The organism is Bradyrhizobium yuanmingense (assembly GCF_029167105.1).
Taxonomy (GTDB): Bacteria; Pseudomonadota; Alphaproteobacteria; order Rhizobiales; family Xanthobacteraceae; genus Bradyrhizobium; species Bradyrhizobium yuanmingense_A.
In genome coordinates this window covers 124,913-145,516 of record NZ_JARFML010000016.1, presented here as the reverse complement: position 1 = coordinate 145,516, position 20,604 = coordinate 124,913, and the positions used below count along the sequence as shown (strand labels likewise).

Here is a 20,604-nt window from a genome sequence, read left to right as displayed (position 1 = left end):
CAAGTCCTGAGAAAGGCGACCTTAACCACCTGCCCATAGACTTCCGCCCCTGCAACCCAGCTGGACTCCTTCGCATGGCGGCCAATTCCGGACCGATCCGCTACAGCCTCGTCATTCCCGTCTTCAACGAGGAAGCCGTCCTGCCGATTTTATTGCGCCGGCTGGACTTCCTGCTGTCCCGGCTCGACGGGCCGGCAGAGGCGATTTTCGTCGACGACGGCAGCAGCGATTCCAGCTCGATCGTGCTACAGGCACTCGCCGCGCGCGACGCCCGCTTTCGCTATATCGGCCTGTCGCGGAATTTCGGCCATCAAGTCGCCATCACCGCCGGCATGGACGCCGCGCAGGGTGAGGCGATCATCGTCATGGACGCCGATTTGCAGGATCCGCCCGAAGTGATCGAGCAATTGATCGCAAAATGGCACGAAGGCAATGACGTCGTCCACGCCCGCCGCCTGTCGCGCGAGGGCGAAAGCCGATTCAAGCGCGCGACCGCACACCTGTTCTACCGGCTGCTCGGCAAGATGTCCTCCGTCGGCATCCCCGCCGACGTCGGCGACTTCCGCCTGATCGATCGCAAGGTGCTGGACGCGCTCAGGCAGATGCCGGAGCAGGATCGCTTCGTACGCGGTATGATCGCGTGGCTCGGCTTCCGCCAGGCCGAGGTCACCTTCCATCGTCTCGAGCGCGCCGCGGGCGAGACCAAGTACCCCCTGTTCAAGATGATCCGACTCGCGATGAACGCCGCGCTCGGCTTTTCCGATCTGCCCTTGCGCCTGGCGATCTGGTGCGGATTGACCGTCTCGGCATTCGCACTGCTCTACGGCGGCTGGGTCGTCGTGATGTGGCTGAGCAACGACGCTCATCTCGTGACCGGCTGGTCCTCGACCATCGTCCTGCTCTCGCTATTGTGTGGAATGAACATGCTGATGACGGGGATCGTGGGCCTTTACGTCGGCCGCATCCATGCCGAAGTGAAGCGCCGTCCACTGTACGTGGTCCAGAAGCGAGCCGGCTTCGATCGCAACGAGGCGGCAACCGTACCCGCCAAGCACGCAATCAACGAGTGATCCGCCGCAATCATCTCGGACGTGAGGCCAACACCTCGTCTTCGATGCTGCTGCCGAGCTGGCTTTACTGCATCTGCCGGCGCTTGTGGACGACCGCCACATCGTCGCTGTACACGCGCTGCCAGTGCGGCAACCGGTCAAGCATCGCTGTGGCGGGCGTATTCGGTGCAAGCAGCGTCGCGTTGATCTTGTAGTCGTCGAGCAGCTTGAGAAAATCTCCGAGGTCAATCAGCGCCAGGGCACGATTGTAGCGTTCGATGAACGGTCCGCCGAACAGTTCCGCGCGGCCGTCGATGAAGGTGGGAATGCCGGCAAAGACCAAATAGCCGCCGAAGGAATAATCGTTGAGCAGCGGCCCCGCCTTGGCGAGGTCGGCACGGGCGACGGCCGCCTCGGGGGTGATGACGGCGGCCGGCCGGATGTCGCGCGCCAGCGCCAATCCACTCAGCGCGGCCAAGATGCCGAATGCCGCCAGGTTCAAGCCGCGCGAAGAGCCGTCGGTCTCGTTCCCGCTCGGCCCGCCGAACCTCCGGGCCAGCGGGGCCGCGAGGTAGAGCGGCGCCAGCATGGCCAGCAGATCCGCATTGCGCATCTGCGCCAGCGCGAAATGGAGCAAGCCGATCACCACCAGGGTCCGCACGACCGGCAGCGTGACGCCGCGCGAGAGCGCGAAGATGCCCCCCAGCAACAGCAGCTCGAAGCCGCCGATGCGACTGAAATCCTGCGGCCGCCATTCTGCGATCCAGGCGAGCGCGGGACCGAGGCCGAGTGTCGTGATGGGCATCAGCAGCGGTTCTGGCCCATGCGGCGTTAGGCAGGATGCGGCGACGGCAAGCAGTGTGAATGGCGCCCAGCGCAGCAGCACGCGTGGCCATTGGCTTCGCTCCTCACGCAGCAGCGCCTCGAGCACCACGGGTCCAATCAAGCCAAGCGCCAACACTCCGCTGCCGTGCAGATTGCCCCACACGACCAGCAGCGGCAGGGCCCAGTATGGTGGCGGCCTGCCATGATCCATGCAACGCACCAGGGCAGCCGCCCAGATCACCATGATGGGCATTACGAGCACGTGTGGCCGCGCCAGCATGTGCGGCGCCGTCAGGATGACGGCCGCGATCACCATGACCAGCGTCTGGGTCGGCGACAGCTCGCGCAGCAGGAAGTATGTGAGCAGACCAAAGGCGAGTGCGATCGCCGCTGCCGCGACGACGACGACGCCGGGCCAGCCGGACAGGACGTAGGCTCCGGCATAGACGACTTCCGACAGCCATTCGAACGTGATCCAGGGTGCGCCATGCTTCGAAAACGAAAATGGATCACTCGTCGGCAGGGTCCCATGCGCCAGGATCCAGCGCCCGAGCTCGACGTGAGAATAGCTGTCGGGATCTCCGAGCAGCTTCGGGCCGACGGCCAGCAACACAGCGTAGACGGCGAGCCCCACAGCCCAAGGGAGCACTGCACGCGCCGAAAGCGGTTGAGCCGCGCTGGAGACGACCTGATCAGTCATGGCGGGCCAAGCTAGGCCTTAATTGTTAAGGTGTTCTTTAATGTTTCGCCGATCGCGCGTGCGGAAGCGCGAGCGGGCGCTATCCCACGAGATCGATCAGGAGCAATGCGGCGCTTGTGAACAGTCCTGCGACCGGCACCCAAATGGGCACGAAGAACACGCCGGCGGGAGGCTTGGATTCTCTCGTCTTGATGCGAAGAAGCGCCAGGTTGACCAGGACGAAGATCCCGAGCGTCAAGCGTGAGGTCCATTCGGCCAGGCCGGTCAAGGGAACGCCGAGGGCGAGGAGCAGGATGGCGCCCACTCCGAAGAGGGTTGCAACCACCGGCGCGCCGGTTCTGGCGTTCACCCGGGCCAGAAAGGCCGGAAGGCTGCCTTGGTCCGCAAGCCCGTACAGCACACGTCCGATCATCAGCATGTGAACGATGATCCCGTTGACCGTCGCAACTATCGCGATGACGCTCAATACCGAGAGGGGAAGACCGGTCAACCGCTGAAAGACAAGTGCTAGCGGCGCCGAGGCGTGCGCGAGCTCGGCCGGGGGCACCGCGACCACCGCAACCCAGACGACGATCATGTAGAGGAGCGCCGTCACGCCGAGGGTGATGAAGAGCGCCCAAGGCAGCGTTTGGGACGGATTCTTCATTTCCTCGGAGATGTTCACGAGGTGCTCGAACCCGATGAACGCAAACACGGCGAGCAGCGACGTCTGTGCGATCCCGGTCCACGCCGCTTTATCGTTCAGGGGAGCCAACAGTTCGGGCAGCCGGGAGACCAGGGCGTCGCCCTCAAACAACCCGGCTCCGACAATGAGGACCAATCCTCCAATCTCCACGACCGTCATCAAGCCGGCGAAGCTGATGGACTGAACCGCGGACAGGCAGGCGATCGCTCCCATCGCGAGCACGACGCCGGCGATGATCCAGCTGGCAGGCAGCGGCAGGAACACGCTGATGTAGCCGGCGCTCCCCACGGTGATGGTCGCGCCCGAAATCGTCGCTGCAGCCACCACGAGCAGCCCTGTGACACCGCTGAGCCATTTTCGATGAAACGCGGCCTGGACATAGGCGGCCTCGCTCGCCGCGACCGGCAGTCGCGTGCCCAGTTCGGCAAAGCTCCCGGCCGTCACGCCCATCACGACCGCGGCAGCGAGGAACGCCAGAGGTGCATGCATTCCGCTCCGGGCAGCGGCCGCGCCCACCAGGACGTAGATTCCGGCGCCGATCGTCACGCCGAGCCCATAGAGGACCGCGTGCGTGAGCGTCAGCGATCTGACCAGTTTCGTAGACCCGAGCGGCGCCACCGCCTGCATCACCAAGCGTCAATGCGAAAACAGGATCGGGATCGGCGGCTTGGACAGCAGGCCCCTGGTCGCGCCGCCGAGCACGAATTCCCGCCACCTCGGCGTTCCGTACGCGCCCATCACGAGGACGTCGATGCCGTGGGACAACACGTAAGATGTGAGGACATCGTCGATCGGCTTGCCGTCGGCATCGATCTCGTCACACACGACCTCGATGCCATGACGAGCGAGGTTCTTCGCAAGCTCTCGGCCGGAATGTCTGGAATCCAGGGGCTTTTCATTGGTGACAGTCACGACGCGCACGCTTCTTGCGCTTTCGAGCAAAGGAAGTGCGTCGGAAACCGCTCGCGCAGCGGTGCGGCTGAAGTCCCAAGCGACGCAGATGGCATCGAGCCGCAACGGACGCGACCGCGGGCCGGTGGGAAGGATCAGCGTCGGCCTGCCGGATTCGAAGATCACCTCCTCGGCGTACCCCAGACCATGGAAGTCCGGCACCGCCATGATCGTGAGATCGCGAAGCCTTGCATAGTCAACCAGCAGTGCGGCCTCGCTGGCGGTTGCACATTGCTCGAAGATGGTCTCATGCCGGACGCCGGATTTGTCGGCGGAGGCTTCGAATGCGGCAAGCAGGGCTTTCGCATTCTCGCGGCTCTTGGCGGCCTCGCGCGCAACAAGCGCGGGTATGTCCAGGATGACATCCCCGAGCAGGCTTGCGCGCACCTCCGCATGGACCTCGCAGGAAATGGCTGCGAGGTGCGCACCCAGGGCGGCGGCCACCGAGACGGCATCGTCGATCACCGAAACCGGCGTCGGCTCCGGATAGCTCGCCAGGGTCAACAGAACATCCTTGAAACCCATGTGTGCCTCCTTTGACGAGTCGGAACCTAACGCCGTCGAGATGCTCCTTCTTGACCCACCGCAACCGATCCAGCCCGATGGCTGTGGCAAAACGGCCCACGGGAGGGGCCAGCGCAATGCCAGCTCGCGAAGGCGCGCTCGGACAACAAAAAAAACGCGGCGTTTCCGCCGCGTTTTTTGATTCTCAGCTGCCGCTTGGAATTACGCCTGCGGCTGCGGCTCGAGGCCGGGATCCGGATCGGGACGCGGGCGCGGCTTGCCGGCCGGGGGCACGGCGGAGGCGCGCGGGGTGGTCGGCTCGAGCACCGACTCGCGGTTCGGCTTCTTGCCCTTCAGCAGGTCGACGATCTCGTCGCCGGTCAGCGTCTCGAATTCGAGCAGGCCCTTGGCCAGCGTCTCGAGATCGGCGCGCTTCTCGGTGAGGATGCGGGTCGCCTCCTTGTAGCCTTCCTCGACCAGGCGCTTGATCTCGGAATCGATCTTCTGGACGGTGGCTTCGGAGGCGTTCTGCGTACGCGACACCGACATGCCGAGGAAGACCTCGTCCTGGTTCTCGCCATAGGAGACGGTGCCGAGCTCTTCCGACAGGCCCCAGCGCGTCACCATCATGCGGGCAAGCCGGGTGGCCTGCTCGATGTCGGAGGCCGCGCCCGAGGTCACCTTCTCGCGGCCGAAGATCAGCTCTTCGGCGACGCGGCCGCCCATCATGATGGCGAGGCGCGAGGTCATCTGCTCCAGCGACATCGACAGCTTGTCGCGCTCGGGCAGCTGCATGACCATGCCGAGCGCACGGCCACGCGGGATGATGGTCGCCTTGTGGATCGGATCGGTCGCGGGCACGTTGAGGCCGACGATGGCGTGGCCGCCCTCGTGGTAGGCCGTGAGCAACTTCTCTTCCTCGGTCATGACGAGCGACTTGCGCTCGGCGCCCATCATCACCTTGTCCTTGGCCTCCTCGAACTCGGCCTGCGTCACCATGCGCTTGTTGCGGCGGGCGGCGGTCAAAGCGGCCTCGTTGACGAGGTTCATCAGGTCGGCGCCGGAGAAGCCCGGGGTGCCGCGCGCGATGGTCTTGAGATTGATATCGGGCGCCAGCGGAACTTTGCGAACATGCACCTTCAGGATCTGCTCGCGGCCGACGACGTCGGGGTTCGGCACCACGACCTGGCGGTCGAAGCGGCCCGGACGCAAGAGCGCGGGATCGAGCACGTCGGGACGGTTGGTGGCGGCGATCAGGATCACGCCCTCGTTGGCCTCGAAGCCGTCCATCTCGACCAGCAGCTGGTTCAGCGTCTGCTCGCGCTCGTCATTGCCGCCGCCGAGACCGGCGCCACGGTGACGACCGACGGCGTCGATTTCGTCGATGAAGATGATGCAGGGCGCATTCTTCTTGGCCTGCTCGAACATGTCGCGGACGCGGCTCGCGCCGACGCCGACGAACATCTCGACGAAGTCGGAACCGGAGATGGTGAAGAACGGCACGTTGGCTTCGCCCGCGACCGCGCGCGCGATCAGGGTCTTACCGGTGCCGGGAGGGCCGACCAGCAGCACGCCGCGCGGAATGCGGCCGCCGAGGCGCTGGAATTTGCCGGGGTCGCGCAGGAACTCGACGATCTCCTGCAGGTCCTGCTTGGCCTCGTCGACGCCGGCGACGTCCTCGAAGGTGACGCGGCCATGGGCCTCCGTCAGCATCTTCGCACGCGACTTGCCGAAGCCCATCGCCTTGCCGGCGCCGCCCTGCATCTGCCGCGACAGGAAGATCCAGACGCCGATCAGCGCGATGAAGGGCAGCCAGGAGACCAGCAGCGAGACGAACCACGGCACGTTGTCGCCGGGCGGCTTCGCGGTGATCTGCACCTTGCTGTCATAGAGGCGCTTCACCAGCGTCGGGTCGTTCGGCGCGTAAGTCTGGAAGCTGGAGCCGTTGGTGAAGGTGCCGTGGATGTCCGGCCCCTGGATCACGACGTCGCGCACATTGCCGCGGTCAACTTCGCTCAGGAGCTGGGAGAAGGCGATGTCCTGCGAGGAGGTCCGCTGCCCCGGATTCTGGAACAGCGTGAACAACGCCAACAGCAGCAAGACAATGATGACCCAGAGGGCGAAATTGCGCAGATTGGCGTTCATCGATCTTCCTTCGTGGTCGCGCGGATCGCGGCCCTGATCCTTGGGTCGTTACATTCCGTCAATGCGAGGAAATCCCAAGGAATCCTCATCGTTAGACGCATACAATTTAGGTGCCGCCCCGGTCGCTGCCAAGGGAACGAGATGGGACTATTTATCCCATCTTAGCGCGATTCCCGCTGAAATCATGGCGTCCGAACCCGGGTTTTTCCTGCCTGGTTAAGGTGGCCTGACGGTACGGCCGCGAATTGACCGGTGTCATGATCCGCTCTTTTCGCGCTCACTGCCCTTGCGCCGCCGGGCCGGCGCCGGCGCGATCTGGATACGCCCGCCGGCGAGGCTGATCAAGGCTCCCGCGAGGGTCTGCTTCAGAACCGGCCGGCCATTTGCGGCTGCACCGGGGCCGGCGATCGCCCGATCAAGCACCGACATCAGGGTTTCGACCTTGCCGAGTTCCGCCGGCCCTTCATGGCCGAGCGCGTTGATGGCTCGCAGCAGGAGCCGCAGCCGCACCTCCTCCGGCAGGGCGGCAAAGGTCGAGGCCTCGAAGCTCCTGGCGCCCGCCTGCGGCGCATCGCCGCGATCCCGCAGGCGGAGGAAGCGCTCGGCGCCGTCGGCGAGCACCTCGACCGCCGCATTGGCCCGCGCCAGCCTTGCCGCGAGCCGCGCCAGATTTCTGGCGTCGCCGCCCTCGGCCGCGAGGAGCGGCAGCAGCGCGCGCAGCCGCGGCCGTGTGAAGGCGGTGTCCCGGTTGGTGGGATCCTCGGCAAAGCCGATCCTCGCCCGCCGCAAGGTCGCGATCAGCTGCGATTTCGGAACGTCGAGCAACGGACGCGCCAGCACGATTCCGTCGCGCTCGATGAATGGAGTCATGGCCGAGAGCCCGGCAAGTCCGCTGCCGCGGAACAGGCGCATCAACAGGGTCTCGGCCTGATCGTCGCGGGTGTGGGCCGTCAGGACATGGCTCGCGCCGGCGGCACGCGCGGCCTTTGCGAGCAGGCGATAGCGGGCCTCGCGCGCGGCGGCAGGCAGCCCCGCCTTCGGCTTTTCACCGCGCCAGCGCAGGGTCCGGTGCGGCAATCCGAGCGCCGCGGCGAGCCGCTTGACCTCGCGCGCCTCGCGGGCGGCCTCCGGGCGCAGGCCGTGATCAATGGTGACGACCGTGAGTTGCGGGCCTCGCGCGAGGCTGCGCTGCCAGCGCGCTGCAAGCCACATCAGGGCAACCGAGTCGGGCCCGCCGGAGACCGCGAGCACCAGCGCCGGGGCATCTCTCAGGCCCGCGAAGAGCCGCCTCGCTTCGCGCGCCGAGATCGGTGAATCGTCGTCGTCTGACATGACGCTGCAATCATCCGCGGATGGACCGAATGTTTAGCGCAACGCCATCCGCTTTGTCAGCGGATCAGCACTTCACCCGCTTCTGCTCGCGATCGACGGTGGCCTTGACGCCGGCGGAGGCGCGCGGATATTTGCGGCCGATCTCGCCGAAGGCGGCGCAGGCGGCCTCCTTCTCCTTCAGCGCGGCGAGCGACTGGCCGAGCCGCAGCAGCGCATCCGGCGCCTTGGCGGATTTCTCGTATTTGGTGGTGACGGCGAGGAACGCTTCGGCGGAATCGCGATATTGCTGGCGCTGGAAATAGCTCTCGCCGAGCCAGTATTGCGCGTCGCCGACCAGCGGGTCGCTCGGAAATTTCTGCGTGAAGTTCTTCATGGTCTGCTCGGCCAGCGCGTAGTCCTTGCGCTGCATGTAGCCGATGCCGAGGTCGAACTCATCGCGGGGCGTCGCCGACGGCGGCAGGGTGGCCAAAGCAGCGCCGCCGGCCGGTGCGGGATAACCCGATTGTGCCGGCGGATAGCCGGGCTGCGCGGCCGGCGGCACACCTTGTTGGTAGCGCGGGCTGGTGTTGGCGAGATCGAGCGGCTCGCCCGCATTGCGGCCGCCGCCAGGCGTGACCGCCGGCATCGGCTGCTGTCCGCCGCCGAGCGCACGCGGCGCACCGGGCGCATTCGGGTTCTGGCTCGGGTCGAAGGCATCGCCGCGGCGGCGCGTGCCGGGTGCGCCGGGCGCCGGCTGCTCCTGAACGATCGGCGCGGGCGCGGCGATCTGCGGCTGCTCGTAGTTCGGCGGCGCGACCTGGCTCGGCTGCGCGGCCTGCTGTTGCGGCGGCTGGCGATATCCGGGCGCGACCTGCCCCGGTGCAATCTGGCTCGGTGCGATCTGCGCGGGCGGCATCGCCGCGACGTTGGGTGCCTGCCCGGGCCCCCCTTGCGCGCCGCCCTCGAGCGCCCGCAGGCGCTCTTCGAGCTGGCGGTTGCGATATTGCAGCTCCTCGTTCTGGCCGGTGAGCTGGCGCAGCCGGTTCTCCAGCCGCTCGATCCGCATCTCCGGGTCGGCATCATCCGACTGCCCGTAGACCGATTGCGCAAGCGCGGGCGAGCACAAAGCCAGCAGCGCGGCGGTCGCCGCGGTACCGGTAAAAGCCTTAAATCTGGATGACATCTTGCCCTGACGACGAAAGCGAAATGGCCTGCGACGGAACCCTCGACGCGCCACACATTGAAGTGGAGTACGCCAAAAATGTGACTGATACCAAGGGGTTTTCAGTCACAGAATGCTGAAACGAAACCGGCGCCCAAGAGGGCGCCGGCATCATCCAATTGCAAAGCTGAACGGGGCCTGACTGATCGCTGGGGACCTGACCGATCGTCAGGAGCTGGCGTTCAGGACAGTGACGGCGCGGCGGTTCTGCGACCAGCAGGAGATGTCGTTACAGACGGCGACCGGCCGTTCCTTGCCGTAGGAGATCGTGCGCATGCGGTTCGGGTCGATGCCGCGCGAGGCGAGGAACGAACGCACCGACTGGGCACGGCGGGCGCCGAGCGCGATGTTGTATTCGCGGGTGCCGCGCTCGTCGGCATGACCTTCGATGGTGAAGGAGTAGCGCGGATAGGTCTGCAGCCACTGCGCCTGCTTCTCCAGGGTCACGATCGCCTGCGGGGTCAGATCGGTCTGGTCGCTTTCGAAGAACACGCGGTCGCCGACGTTGACGACGAAGTCCTGCTGGCTGCCGGGCGTCGCCGCATTGGCCATCGCATCCGTCGCGGCATTCTTGTTGGCGCAGGCGCCCATCGACAGCGCGACGGCGAGCACCGCGGCCAGCTTCAATCCCTGGAGGATACGCATAGGATGTCTCATTCCGGAGCCTCCACGCTCACGTTAGTCCACTGCTGTCCGGTCTACAGGGGGTTGGTTAAGCGAACGTTCCGTCAACCTTGACGGAACCTTGCCTCAGCCGGTCAAATGCCCCCAACCAGCGAAAAGCAACCGTCATGGTTAATGGGTTGTAAATGTGGCGCGAGGGTGAAGGCAAGCCGCGTCGGCCGGCAAAAGAGCCGGCACTTGCTGGAATTTTGGGCCGAATTGACCGGGAAGCGCCCGCCTAGACCGAACCGAGCGCTTGAGAGGCCACATCCAGGCTCCGCGGCGTGGTGAGCAGAATTGGCCGCGTGGCGGTCTGGCGGGGGATGCTGCGTTGAAACAGCATGCGCCGCTCGAACGCACTGGAGCGCATGATCGGAAAGCGCGCCAAGACCTTGTCCCGCTGCCGCCGGACGTCGGTCGCCATCAGGACCGCCTTCTTGGTGGGCCAGCCCGGAAAGCCCCGCGGCTCCGGCGAAATGGTCTCGTGCAGGAAGATGCGGCGGTAGAACGCCTGATGATCGGTCCGGATCATGGCAAGGCCGGTGTCGGCGTTGAAATGATCGCATGCGACAAAGGCGAGGCGGACGGTCAAATAGGGCAGCTCGGGAAAGCGATGGTGCTTGTCGGGATCCGCAACGAGCCGGCACGGATCGACAAAAACCTCGCCGCGATCGAGGCGGGGATGCAGGATGTCGCCGAACACCTCGGTGGTATAGGACATCCGCCATTCCGACGTCAGCAGATGGATGCGGACGGAGCTGCAAAGCTCTCCGTCAACATAGACCCCGAAATTCCAGGTGTTGGGCGTTTCGTCGAAACGATCGCTGACGCGCAGTGAGGGTGACGGCTCGATCAGACCGGCCTGCAGATAGGCGCGGTAGCGCATCAGATACAGGCTGTCCTTGTCCTCGGGCGTTTCGATGAGCCGATAATCGATGCGGTCAAATAACGCGGCGCCTCGTGGAAGGAGCGCCGTGTTCGGTTCGGCTCCGGACTTCATCTGCAACCTCTGACTCCAAGCAACTTCCACGAGTAGCCAGACCTTAATGGTTCCTTAACCGAATTGCAAAGCTATAGAATCGTTAGGGTTAACCTTTGCGAGCCCGCAAGACTACGGTGCAGATGGGAGCCGATTGCGAGAGCGGAGCTGCCGGGAAGGGATCGGGCCTATCGCGACGACACGAGGGCGAGCTGGTCGTCGGGCACGCGACGACCATGCGAGGCGTTGAGCAATTGCCGGATTCGCACCGCCGGTACGGGCCGGCTGAACAGGTAGCCCTGCCCTTCGGTCACGGTGCCGTCGGCGCTGATCAGCTCGAGCTGCTCGTTGGTCTCGATGCCTTCGACCACGACGGCCATGCCGAGGTCGGCGGACAGCCGCGCGACACCGCGCAGCAGCGTCAGCGGCCGGTCCGAATCGATGCCTTCGAGGAAGGAGCGATCGATCTTCACCTTCTGCATCGGGAAATTGTGCAGGTAGCTGAGGCTGGAGTAGCCGGTGCCGAAATCGTCGAGCGAGATGCGCACGCCGAGCGCATGCAATTGCGACAGGATGTCGTGGGTGAGCTGGGTGTTGCGCAGCAGCGAGGACTCGGTGATCTCGATCTCAAGACGATGCGCCGGCAGGCCCGACACTTCGAGCGCGTAGCGGATTTCGCTCAGGACGTCGCGCTGGTGGAATTGTTGCGGCGAGAAATTGACGGCGACGCTGACGCCTTCCGGCCACTTCATGCATTCCATGCAGGCGCGGCGCAGGATCCAGCGGCCGAGATCGACGATCAGGCCCATGTCCTCGGCGACCGGGATGATGTCGACCGGCGAGACCGTGCCGCGCACCGGATGATTCCAGCGCAGCAGCGCTTCGCAGGTGGTGATCTTGCCGGACCTCAGATTGACCAGCGGCTGGAAAAACAGCTCGAACTCCTCGTTGGCGAGCGCCTTGCGCAGGTCGAGCTCGAGGATGCGGCGCGCCTCGACGGTCGCGGCCATCTCGTCGCGGAAGAAACAATAGGTGCCGCGGCCGTCGGCCTTGGCGCGGTACAGCGCCATGTCGGCGTTCTTGAGCAGCGTGTCGGCGCTGGTGCCCTCCGGCGAGGTCAGCGCGATGCCGACGCTGGCGCCGATCTCGACCAGATGATTGTCGATGCGGTAACGCTCGCTCAACCGCTCGACGACGCGGCGGGCGAGCGCCGCGGCGTCCTCGGGCGCCGTGAGGTTCTGCTGGAACACGACGAACTCGTCGCCGCCGAACCGGGCGACGAAATCCTCGGGGCGCAGCATCTCGCGCAGGCGGTTGGCGACGGCGCACAGGAGCTGGTCGCCGCAGGGATGGCCCAGCGTGTCGTTGACCTGCTTGAACTGGTCGAGGTCGATGAACAGCAGCGCCGAGAGCTGCGCCGCGTCGTGGGAGACAGCCAGCAGATGCTCGATCTCGTCGCGGAAATTGACCCTGTTCGGCAGCGCCGTCAGGTCGTCGTATCGCGCAAGATGGCTGATCTTGGCTTCGGCGTTGCGCCGCTCGGTGATGTCCTCGAGCAGCAGCACCGCCCCTCCGTCCGCCATCGGCTGAACGGTCCAGCACAGCGACCGATTTCGCTCCAGGTTCGCATCGGCGGTGATGATCTCCTTCTCCCGCGAACTTTCGATGCCGGCGACGATATGCTCGCCGTCCGCGATCGAGACGGATCCGGCCTGCACGCACGCCGCGATGATGTCGCGCGCGCTGGCACCGCTCCGAGGCAGATGGTCCGGCAGGTTCATCATCGCCGCGAAGCGGTGATTCATCACCGCGAGCTGCCCGTCGCGATGGAACATGCAAAGGCCGTGCGGCATGTTGTTGAGGGCGGTATCGAACTGGCCCGCAAGTGCGGCTTCGCGTTCGCGCGCCACAACGGCGCGCATGAAGATCCGGTGCAAGTTGACCGAGAGCTGCATGATCGCCAGCAGGAAGGCCGCGCTCACAACGGCCATCGCGATGTAGTAGGGCGTGCCGCGCCACGCCAATGCCAACACCGCCGGGGCGAAGATGAGCAGCGCCTGCAGATGGAAGATCGAAGGTCGCCCGTACGCCCTTCCCGCTCCCCCTGCCGCAATGCCTGTCGTGACCGACAGGGCAATCATGTGCGCGACCGCGTCGTCGGTGGCGAGCAGCGTGGTGCCGCACCAGATGCCGATCGCTGCGGCCTGGATCTTCGCGCCGATCTGATACCGCGCCTGCCAGCGTTTGGCCGCCTCGGCGGTCACGCTCGACTTGCGTCCCTGATAGCGACGCAAATCGATCGCCCGCACCGTTCCGGCCAGGACGAGCAGCGCCACGCACGCCCAAATCAGGGGCTCACCCGTCTTCAGCGCGGTCAGTGCAGCACCGATCGACACGAAGATGAGACCGGCCAGCAGCGGACCCGGCGCTTCAAAGAGCGAATCGATCTGCGCCGCCGGATTGACCGGCGGCGGCTGCCCCTGCTCTCCGCTCTGGCTTGCGAACTGCATTTTGGTTTGTACGCGCGTCCTGTTCGGCGCGTAGTCTTACCCAGTCGAGATGAAGCTTTTCTGAGGGAACATCGTTAAAGTCGGGTTGTTTTTCGGCAATAGCGAAATGATTTCCGCTGAAATATCAATCAGGTAGGCAAGCCTTGCCGGGCGCAAGGTGAAGGAAGTGTTGCCGTTCACGGCGAACTCGGAAAAAATCGGCGCGGTTTTTCGAAAACATCGCGCGTCTGAACGCGCGATGTTTCAACTGCGCCGTGGTCAGCCCGAGGTCGAGGACAACAGCGGCGACCATGCCGGGTCCGAGGCAAAGCCCGGCGTCGGCACCTTCAATTCGTTGCGGCCGGAGATATCGACCGAGTACAGCGACGGCCCGCCATTGCCGCCTGGATCGCGGAAGAACATCAGCACGCGGCCGTTCGGCGAGAAGGTCGGGCCTTCGTTGTGGAAGCCGGAGGTGAGCAGCCGCTCGCCGGAGCCGTCGGGCTTCATGACGCCGATCGCGAACTGCCCGCCGCCCTGCCGGGTGAAGGCGATGTAGTCGCCCTTCGGCGACCACACCGGCGTCGAATAGCTGGCGTTGGTGTCGTCCTTGGAGAAGGAGATGCGCTGCGCCTGTCCGCCGCCCGCACTCATCACGTAGATCTGCGACCGGCCGCCACGATCGGACTCGAAGCAGATGCGGCTGCCGTCGGGCGAATAGGACGGCGAGGTGTCGATCGCAGGCGTGTCGGTGAGACGCGTGGTCGAACGCGAGCGCAGATCCATCACGAACAGGTTGGAATTGCCGCCCTGCTGCAGGCTCATGATGACGCGCTGGCCGTCCGGCGAGAAGCGCGGCGCAAAGGTCATGCCGGGGAAATTGCCGACAATCTCGCGCTGGCCGGTCTCGATGTTGTAGAGATAGACCTTCGGATCACCCTGGCCGAACTCCATATAGGTGATCTCTTGCGAGTTCGGCGAGAAGCGCGGCGTCAGCACGAGATCGGAGCCGCGGGTCAGATAACGCACATTGGCGCCGTCCTGGTCCATGATCGCGAGCCGCTTGACGCGGCGCTCCTTCGGGCCGGTCTCGTCCACGAACACGACGCGGCTGTCGAAATAGCCCTTCTCGCCGGTCATGCGCTCATAGATCTGGTCGGAGATGATGTGGGCGATGCGGCGCCAATATTCCGGCGAGGTGAAATATTGCTGGCCGGCGAGCTGCTGGCCGGAGATGACGTCCCACAGACGGAATTCGGCCTTGAGCCGGCCGTCGGGCTGCCGTGTCATGCGGCCGGTGACGAGCGCCTGCGCGTTGAGGGTCTTCCAATTCTGGAATTGCGGCGCGACGTCCATGTTGCTGATGCGCTCGATGAAGGCGGCCTGATCGATCGGCGCGAACAGACCCGAGCGCTTCAGATTGTTGGTGATGACCTGCGTGACGCCGTTGCCGACGTCGGCGTCGGAGGGCGAGCCGGGCAGGAAGTTGCTGATCGCGATCGGGATCGGCTGGAATTCGGTGGGATCGATGCGAAGGCGCCCCTGCTGGGCCTGGCCAAAAGCACGCCCGCCCCCGAGCATCGCGAGCGTCGAGCCGGTCAGGGTCATGAAGCGGCGGCGGTTCATCGATCGAGCGTCATTCATTGCAAAATTCTTATGTTCGGATGTCACAACATGTCTTTCAGACCGAAAGTCATCGGGATGAGCTTCCAGTTGTCGTATTGCTGCTTCGGCAGGAACGAATAAACCTGACACTGCACGATGGCGCGCTTGGCACTCTCCGCGACCGCCTGGGCGATCGAGCGCGACGGTCCTCGCACCGCGACGATGACCGGCTCGGACGCGAGCGATCCGTCGATCTTCATGGGAATGTCGATGTCGGCTTCGTACAGACTGGCGTCCTGCCCGTTATAGGTGGGCGTGAAGCAGCGCTTGACCGCGCCCTGGAATGCACCTTGCCAGGTCGCAACGTTGTTGGCGGCAGTCCCGGTCGCGGCTCCCAGCGACGCCGACGCATTCAGCGCCGAGCCGGTCTGCTCGTGCCGCGTCGCGGCGCGCTTGTCGAGATCGCGCTGGATCTGCGCGGGATCGAAGCTGCGCTCCTTGGGCTTCGGCTGCTGCTGCGGCTGCACCGCCGCGACCTTCTGCTCCACGGGTTTCGGCGGCGGCTTCTTGGTCTCCTGCTTCTTCATGAGCTCGGCAAGCGGATCTTCCTTGGCCGGATCAGGCTTCTTTTCCTGCGGCTTCGGCTCTTCCTTCGGCTTGGCCTCGGCGACGGGCTTCGGCGGCTCCGGCTTCTTCTCCACCGGCTTCTCGACGGGCTTCGGCGGCGGCTCGGGCTGCGAATTGGTCTTGATCAGCTCTTTCTTCTCGGTGACCTTGCCGACGGCGTCTTCCTCGGGCTTGGGCTCCGCGATCTTCTCGACCTTCGGCTTCGGCTCTTCCTTCTTGCCGGTCTTCTGCCCCGCCATCATCTTGGCGAGCTGGTCGGTGGAGATGATGTCGATCGGAAGCGACTCCTCCGGCGCGACATAGGCCTTGCTGCTGAAGGTGACGAGCCCCCATCCCAGCACGAGGACATGCAGGGCAATCGACGCAACGAGTGTCTTGTCGACGTTCACCTTCACCGGCTTATCCCTGATCCGCCTCGGTCACGAGCGCCAGCTTCTTGAATCCGGCGCCCGAGAGCTGGCCCATCACCTTGGCCACGGTGCCGTAATCCGCCTTCTTGTCGGCGCGCAGATAGATGCGTTCCTCGAGGCCGCCGCGCGCATCGGTGATCGCCTTCAGCTTGGGTATCAAGTCGTTGATCGGGATCTCGGTGTCGTTGATGAACACCTTGCCCTTGATATCGATCGACATCTGGATCGGCTTCTGGTCGTTGTTTTCGAGGCTCTTGGCCTGGGTCTGGGGCAGGTCGAGCGGCACGCCGACCGTCAACATCGGTGCCGACACCATGAAGATGATGAGCAGCACCAGCATGACGTCGACCATCGGCGTGACGTTGATCTCGGCCACGACCGGCTTGCGCCGGCCGCGGCGCCCGCCGCCGCCGGACGAACTCGCAACGTTCATGGCCATGATCGCGTGTCCAGATTGCCCTTCACACTATATATGCCGTCCGTCAGCCCCGCTCGTCGATCTGACGAGACAGAATGGCTGAAAATTCATCAGCAAAGCCCTCGAGCCGCTGGGCCTGCCGGTTCACCTCGGAGGTGAACTTATTGTAGAAAATAGTGGCAGGAATGGCGGCGATAAGGCCGACGGCGGTCGCAAACAGCGCCTCGGCGATACCGGGGGCGACCACCGCCAGAGAGGTATTTTTGGAGGCCGCGATCGACTGGAAGCTCGACATGATGCCCCAGACCGTGCCGAACAGGCCGACGAAGGGGCCGGCGGAGCCGACGGTCGCCAGCACCAGAAGGCGCCGTTCCAGCCGTTCGACCTCGCGCGCAATCGAGACGTTCATCACCTTGTCGATGCGCATCTGAAGCCCTGCGACCGAGCGGGCATGGCTCTCGAATGAGCGCTTCCACTCGCGCATCGCCGCCACAAAGCAGGCCGCCATGGAATGCGTCGGCTTGGCCGACAGCGTGCGATAGAGCTCCTCGATCGACTCGCCGGACCAGAACGCCTGCTCGAACCGGTCCATCGAGCGGCGGGTGCGCGCGTAGAGAAAGATCTTGTCGATGGCGATCGCCCAGACCCAGACCGAGCAGGCCAGAAGCCCCAGCATCACCGCTTTCACGATCCAGTGAGCCTGCCAGAACAGCGCGATCAGCGACACGTCGGCGGAGGCAGCAACCGGAAGGGCTGACTGAGCCAATTCGGCCGGATTCATAAGCAGTATCCTCTCAAGGCGATCGTTACCTAATGTCCCTCGGCCAGCAAATCGCGGCCGGTGTTCCCCAACAGCCGCGCTGGATCCGCGCGGCGGGCAAGCCCGCTCAAAGCCTTGTCTTTCTGGGGTGCAGGGCTCGTCCAAAGGCTCGTCAAAAGCCGGCCGCCTGCATTCCCCGCCAAGATGTCAAAACTAAGGGGCCTCGACCCCAGGCCTTGACGTCGGGCTCCGGGCACGCCTGTCCGCACATACCAGAGCCCGCCGATGGTTAATGCGGGGTTACCGGCGGCGCATTTGGTTGCAGGAAAGGCAGTCCGTGCAGGGGGATGGACCCGGATCCCGTGTTCCGGACGCTCCGGCCGGAGGAACCTGCTCTCGCGCCAAAATTGTCCGGAAAATCACTCTCAGCGAGGTCCTGCCATGTCCATCAACCCCAAGACGACCGCCGCGATCGGCGATCACCCGCTCCATCCCATGCTGATCCCGTTCCCCGTCGCGTTCCTGGTCGGCGCCCCCATCGCCGATCTCGCCTTCATCGGAACCGGCGACGGTTTTTGGGCGCGCGCCGCGATGTGGCTGATCGGCGCCGGCATCGTCATGGCGCTGGTTGCCGCCGTGGCCGGCTTCACCGACTTCTTCAGCGAGCCGCGCATCCGCCGCCTGAACGATGCCTGGTACCACCTGGTCGGCAATCTCGCGGCGGTGGTGCTGGCCCTGGTCAATTTCTATCTCCGCTACGCCCAAGGCGCGGAGGCGGCGATCAACCCCTGGGGCATCGTGCTGTCCCTGGTCGTGGTCGGCATCCTCCTGTTCACGGGATGGAAGGGCTGGGAAATGGTCTATCGCCACCACGTCGCGGTGCTGGATGCGCCGGGCCAGACCAGCTCGGAGCCGGTCAATCCGCAACATGGCGGCGAAAGCCACCGCCGCGCCGCCTGAGCGACAGTCAAGCGGACGAAGCGGCCGCAAGGCAATTGGTGAGCCGCGCGGGATTGCCGATTGCGGTGCAGCCGCCGGGCACGTCACCGGTCACGACAGTCCCGGCGCCGATCTTGGCGAAGTCGCCGATCTCGATGTCGCCGAGGATGGTCGCACCGGAGCCGATGAACACGCCGCGACCGATGCGAGGCGAGCGCATCGGCAGGTCGCCATGGCGTCCGATGCTGACATTCTGAAGGATGGTCACCTCGTCGCCGATGACGACATTGGCACCGATCACGATGCCGGTGGCATGGTCGAGATAGACCGACGAGCCGAGGCTCGCGGCCGGATGAATGCTGACCTGCAGGACGTTCGAAGCCTCGTTCTGCAACAGCAGCGCCGCATCACGATGGTCATGACGCCATAGCCAGTGCGAGACGCGCCAGGACTGCAGCGCGACATAGCCCTTGAAGTGCAGCAGCGGCGGCAACAATCCGGCGATGGCGGGATCACGGAGCACGATGGCGCGCAGGTCGCGGCCGGCCGCTTCGACCAGATCCGGTTGGCCGCGAAAGGCATCGCGGGAAAACGTCGTGAAGCGCTCGCGATCGGCGGCGCTGCCGCCCAGCCGACGCCCGATCAGATCGGCCAAGGCAGCGGCAAAATCGTCATGGGCAAGGATGGCATCGGCGACAGCCCTGCCGAAGACGGGATCCGCCGCTGCGGCGCGCCGCGCCTCGCCGCGTATCTCCTGCCAGAGGCTGTCGCTCGCCATGATTGCAGTCTCCGTCCGCATTGCCGCCTGCGGTGTTTTGACGCTTGCTTCTCGCTGTCGAATATAGGACGCAGGCCGCCTGCGCGCCAATTGGCGTCGGCAACACGCGCGGCCACCTGTGCGCCATGCTCCCCGTAAGGCTACGGGCTTGCTTGCCAGAGAGCTACGGCCAGCCTTCGGCCGAAGCCCGCGGTGGCATCCGCGGGTTTTGGTACCCGCCGGACGTCAAGCTGCCGAATCCAGTTCCGAATCCACGTCATCCGAGGTCACGCTCAAATATGTCGCCCAACGCCCCCGCCGACGACCAGCACGACGACATCATGTATCCATCCGCCCTGCCGTTCCTGCTGGTCCATCTCGGCTGCCTTGCGGCCATCTGGTCGGGCGTCACCTGGCAGGCGGTCGCGATCTGCGTCTCACTCTATTGCTTGCGGATGTTCGCGATTGGAGCCGGCTACCATCGCTATTTCTCGCATCGGGCGTTTGCGACCAGCCGGGTGTTTCAGTTCATCCTGGCCTGCCTTGCGCAAAGCAGCGCCCAGAAGAGCGTGTTGTGGTGGGCGGCCAAACATCGCCACCATCACCTGCATTCCGACACCGAAAACGACGTGCATTCACCGCGTCACCGCGGCTTCCTCTATAGCCATCTCGGTTGGATCTTTTACCGGCAGCACGACGCAACCGACCTCGTGAAGGTCGGCGATCTCGCCGCCTATCCCGAGCTGATGTGGCTGCATCGGCTGGAGCTGCTGCCGGCGTTTGTGCTGGCAGGGCTCTGCTTCCTGATCGCAGGATGGTCGGGCCTCGTCGTCGGCTTTCTCTGGAGCACGGTGCTGCTCTATCACGCGACCTTCTGCATCAACTCTCTCGCCCATGTGCATGGGCGCAAGCGCTACGTGACCGGCGATGATTCCCGCAACAACTGGCTGCTGGCGTTGTTCACGCTGGGTGAAGGCTGGCACAACAATCACCACGCCTACCAGAGCAGCGTGCGACAGGGCTTTCGCTGGTGGGAGGTCGACGTGACCTATTACATCCTGACGCTGCTGTCGTGGATCGGCGTCGTCTGGAGCATGAAGGCGCCGCCCGAACAGGTGCTGCGCAACGAGCAGCCGCTCGGCGCGCGGGTCATCCAGCGGGCGGCTCGCGAGCTCGCCGGACGGTTCGATGCGCAAACCCTGGCGCATGCGATCTCGTCGGCACGCCGCCGGGCCGATCTCGCCCAGTTGCAGCTGCCGACGCTGCACGACATCCTCAATCGCGCGCATGAAGGTGTCGACGCGCTGACGCATTTGCATCTGCCGAAGATCCCGACACGCGAGGAGTTTCTCGCGGAGGCCAAGGCGATGTTCGCGCGAACGCGATCGCTCAACGAGATCGTCGACCACGCCTACGACCACTTCCTGGCGTCGGTTCGCACGCAGCTTGCGGCGACGACCTGAACCATCGCGGCCGTCCGCTTACGCTCGCCCCCAAAACCAAACCGCCCGCCTGCGGGTTGCGCAGACGGGCGGCTCGGGGCCATCAGGACTTGGGGGCATGCG

The 20,604-nt window shown here is 65.0% G+C and carries 18 protein-coding genes; 3 read left to right on the top strand and 15 right to left on the bottom strand.

All coding sequences use genetic code 11. The features are described from left to right. The first annotated feature begins 74 nt into the window (after positions 1-74). Positions 75-1,070 (top strand): glycosyltransferase family 2 protein, encoded by a 996-nt coding sequence (locus P0R31_RS22040; protein ID WP_275516257.1) that lies wholly within the window; start codon positions 75-77, stop codon positions 1,068-1,070. A gap of 64 nt (positions 1,071-1,134) precedes the next feature. Here P0R31_RS22040 and P0R31_RS22035 read toward each other — a convergent pair whose 3' ends face one another. From P0R31_RS22035 to tolQ, 14 genes are all read right to left on the bottom strand, one after another. Continuing rightward, a complete protein-coding gene (locus P0R31_RS22035) occupies positions 1,135-2,574 on the bottom strand; it encodes a hypothetical protein (protein WP_275516256.1) in 1,440 nt (479 codons plus the stop codon). Positions 2,575-2,653: 79 nt separating this feature from the next. Then, positions 2,654-3,886: an APC family permease gene (locus P0R31_RS22030; protein WP_275516277.1), complete on the bottom strand. Its 1,233-nt coding sequence runs from the start codon at positions 3,884-3,886 to the stop codon at positions 2,654-2,656. A gap of 9 nt (positions 3,887-3,895) precedes the next feature. Beyond that, positions 3,896-4,735 carry a universal stress protein gene (locus P0R31_RS22025; RefSeq protein ID WP_275516255.1) on the bottom strand — a complete coding sequence of 280 codons (840 nt, stop codon included), beginning with the start codon at positions 4,733-4,735 and terminating at the stop codon, positions 3,896-3,898. A gap of 201 nt (positions 4,736-4,936) precedes the next feature. Then, positions 4,937-6,859 carry an ATP-dependent zinc metalloprotease FtsH gene (ftsH, locus tag P0R31_RS22020; protein ID WP_275516254.1) on the bottom strand — a complete coding sequence of 641 codons (1,923 nt, stop codon included), beginning with the start codon at positions 6,857-6,859 and terminating at the stop codon, positions 4,937-4,939. A gap of 255 nt (positions 6,860-7,114) precedes the next feature. Next, complete coding sequence (gene tilS / locus P0R31_RS22015; RefSeq protein ID WP_275516252.1) at positions 7,115-8,191, bottom strand: tRNA lysidine(34) synthetase TilS; 1,077 nt, start codon at positions 8,189-8,191, stop codon at positions 7,115-7,117. Positions 8,192-8,255: 64 nt separating this feature from the next. Beyond that, positions 8,256-9,353: a tol-pal system protein YbgF gene (gene ybgF / locus P0R31_RS22010; RefSeq protein WP_275516250.1), complete on the bottom strand. Its 1,098-nt coding sequence runs from the start codon at positions 9,351-9,353 to the stop codon at positions 8,256-8,258. Between the two features lie 207 nt (positions 9,354-9,560). After that, positions 9,561-10,049, bottom strand: a complete 489-nt coding sequence (pal, locus tag P0R31_RS22005) for a peptidoglycan-associated lipoprotein Pal (RefSeq protein ID WP_035998574.1) — start codon at positions 10,047-10,049, stop codon at positions 9,561-9,563. Between the two features lie 244 nt (positions 10,050-10,293). Next, on the bottom strand, positions 10,294-11,055 hold the full coding sequence (locus P0R31_RS22000) for an N-acyl amino acid synthase FeeM domain-containing protein (RefSeq protein WP_275516249.1): 762 nt from the start codon (positions 11,053-11,055) through the stop codon (positions 10,294-10,296). A 167-nt stretch (positions 11,056-11,222) separates the two neighbouring features. Further along, a complete protein-coding gene (locus P0R31_RS21995; RefSeq protein ID WP_275516248.1) occupies positions 11,223-13,544 on the bottom strand; it encodes a putative bifunctional diguanylate cyclase/phosphodiesterase in 2,322 nt (773 codons plus the stop codon). A 36-nt stretch (positions 13,545-13,580) separates the two neighbouring features. Continuing rightward, complete coding sequence (locus P0R31_RS21990; protein ID WP_275516246.1) at positions 13,581-13,724, bottom strand: hypothetical protein; 144 nt, start codon at positions 13,722-13,724, stop codon at positions 13,581-13,583. Between the two features lie 78 nt (positions 13,725-13,802). Then, the gene (gene tolB / locus P0R31_RS21985) at positions 13,803-15,149 is read right to left on the bottom strand and encodes a Tol-Pal system beta propeller repeat protein TolB (protein ID WP_430516855.1); all 1,347 of its coding nucleotides are present in this window, start codon (positions 15,147-15,149) and stop codon (positions 13,803-13,805) included. 41 nt (positions 15,150-15,190) lie between these two features. Next, a complete protein-coding gene (locus tag P0R31_RS21980) occupies positions 15,191-16,150 on the bottom strand; it encodes a protein TolA (RefSeq protein WP_275516243.1) in 960 nt (319 codons plus the stop codon). Between the two features lie 4 nt (positions 16,151-16,154). Then, the gene (tolR, locus tag P0R31_RS21975; protein WP_275516240.1) at positions 16,155-16,604 is read right to left on the bottom strand and encodes a protein TolR; all 450 of its coding nucleotides are present in this window, start codon (positions 16,602-16,604) and stop codon (positions 16,155-16,157) included. A 43-nt stretch (positions 16,605-16,647) separates the two neighbouring features. Continuing rightward, a complete protein-coding gene (gene tolQ, locus P0R31_RS21970) occupies positions 16,648-17,364 on the bottom strand; it encodes a protein TolQ (RefSeq protein WP_008546343.1) in 717 nt (238 codons plus the stop codon). Between the two features lie 420 nt (positions 17,365-17,784). Here tolQ and P0R31_RS21965 point away from each other — a divergent pair, with 420 nt between their 5' ends. Continuing rightward, positions 17,785-18,303 (top strand): DUF2231 domain-containing protein, encoded by a 519-nt coding sequence (locus tag P0R31_RS21965; protein WP_275516238.1) that lies wholly within the window; start codon positions 17,785-17,787, stop codon positions 18,301-18,303. Between the two features lie 7 nt (positions 18,304-18,310). Here P0R31_RS21965 and P0R31_RS21960 read toward each other — a convergent pair whose 3' ends face one another. Beyond that, positions 18,311-19,060 carry a serine O-acetyltransferase gene (locus P0R31_RS21960; RefSeq protein WP_275516236.1) on the bottom strand — a complete coding sequence of 250 codons (750 nt, stop codon included), beginning with the start codon at positions 19,058-19,060 and terminating at the stop codon, positions 18,311-18,313. A gap of 278 nt (positions 19,061-19,338) precedes the next feature. Here P0R31_RS21960 and P0R31_RS21955 point away from each other — a divergent pair, with 278 nt between their 5' ends. Next, a complete protein-coding gene (locus P0R31_RS21955; RefSeq protein WP_275516234.1) occupies positions 19,339-20,502 on the top strand; it encodes an acyl-CoA desaturase in 1,164 nt (387 codons plus the stop codon). Positions 20,503-20,604 lie beyond the last annotated feature (102 nt).

Excerpts from the sequence above, each read along its gene's own strand:
- tolB (WP_430516855.1), bottom strand. The coding sequence starts at position 15,149 with ATGAACCGCCGCCGCTTCATGACCCTGACCGGCTCGACGCTCGCGATG.
- tolQ (WP_008546343.1), bottom strand. The coding sequence starts at position 17,364 with ATGAATCCGGCCGAATTGGCTCAGTCAGCCCTTCCGGTTGCTGCCTCC.
- pal (WP_035998574.1), bottom strand. The coding sequence starts at position 10,049 with ATGAGACATCCTATGCGTATCCTCCAGGGATTGAAGCTGGCCGCGGTG.
- P0R31_RS21955 (WP_275516234.1), top strand. The coding sequence starts at position 19,339 with ATGTCGCCCAACGCCCCCGCCGACGACCAGCACGACGACATCATGTAT.
- P0R31_RS22035 (WP_275516256.1), bottom strand. The coding sequence starts at position 2,574 with ATGACTGATCAGGTCGTCTCCAGCGCGGCTCAACCGCTTTCGGCGCGT.
- P0R31_RS21995 (WP_275516248.1), bottom strand. The coding sequence starts at position 13,544 with ATGCAGTTCGCAAGCCAGAGCGGAGAGCAGGGGCAGCCGCCGCCGGTC.
- P0R31_RS21960 (WP_275516236.1), bottom strand. The coding sequence starts at position 19,060 with ATGGCGAGCGACAGCCTCTGGCAGGAGATACGCGGCGAGGCGCGGCGC.
- ftsH (WP_275516254.1), bottom strand. The coding sequence starts at position 6,859 with ATGAACGCCAATCTGCGCAATTTCGCCCTCTGGGTCATCATTGTCTTG.
- P0R31_RS22030 (WP_275516277.1), bottom strand. The coding sequence starts at position 3,886 with ATGCAGGCGGTGGCGCCGCTCGGGTCTACGAAACTGGTCAGATCGCTG.
- P0R31_RS22025 (WP_275516255.1), bottom strand. The coding sequence starts at position 4,735 with ATGGGTTTCAAGGATGTTCTGTTGACCCTGGCGAGCTATCCGGAGCCG.
- tolR (WP_275516240.1), bottom strand. The coding sequence starts at position 16,604 with ATGGCCATGAACGTTGCGAGTTCGTCCGGCGGCGGCGGGCGCCGCGGC.
- tilS (WP_275516252.1), bottom strand. The coding sequence starts at position 8,191 with ATGTCAGACGACGACGATTCACCGATCTCGGCGCGCGAAGCGAGGCGG.
- P0R31_RS21965 (WP_275516238.1), top strand. The coding sequence starts at position 17,785 with ATGTCCATCAACCCCAAGACGACCGCCGCGATCGGCGATCACCCGCTC.
- P0R31_RS22000 (WP_275516249.1), bottom strand. The coding sequence starts at position 11,055 with ATGAAGTCCGGAGCCGAACCGAACACGGCGCTCCTTCCACGAGGCGCC.
- P0R31_RS22040 (WP_275516257.1), top strand. The coding sequence starts at position 75 with ATGGCGGCCAATTCCGGACCGATCCGCTACAGCCTCGTCATTCCCGTC.
- ybgF (WP_275516250.1), bottom strand. The coding sequence starts at position 9,353 with ATGTCATCCAGATTTAAGGCTTTTACCGGTACCGCGGCGACCGCCGCG.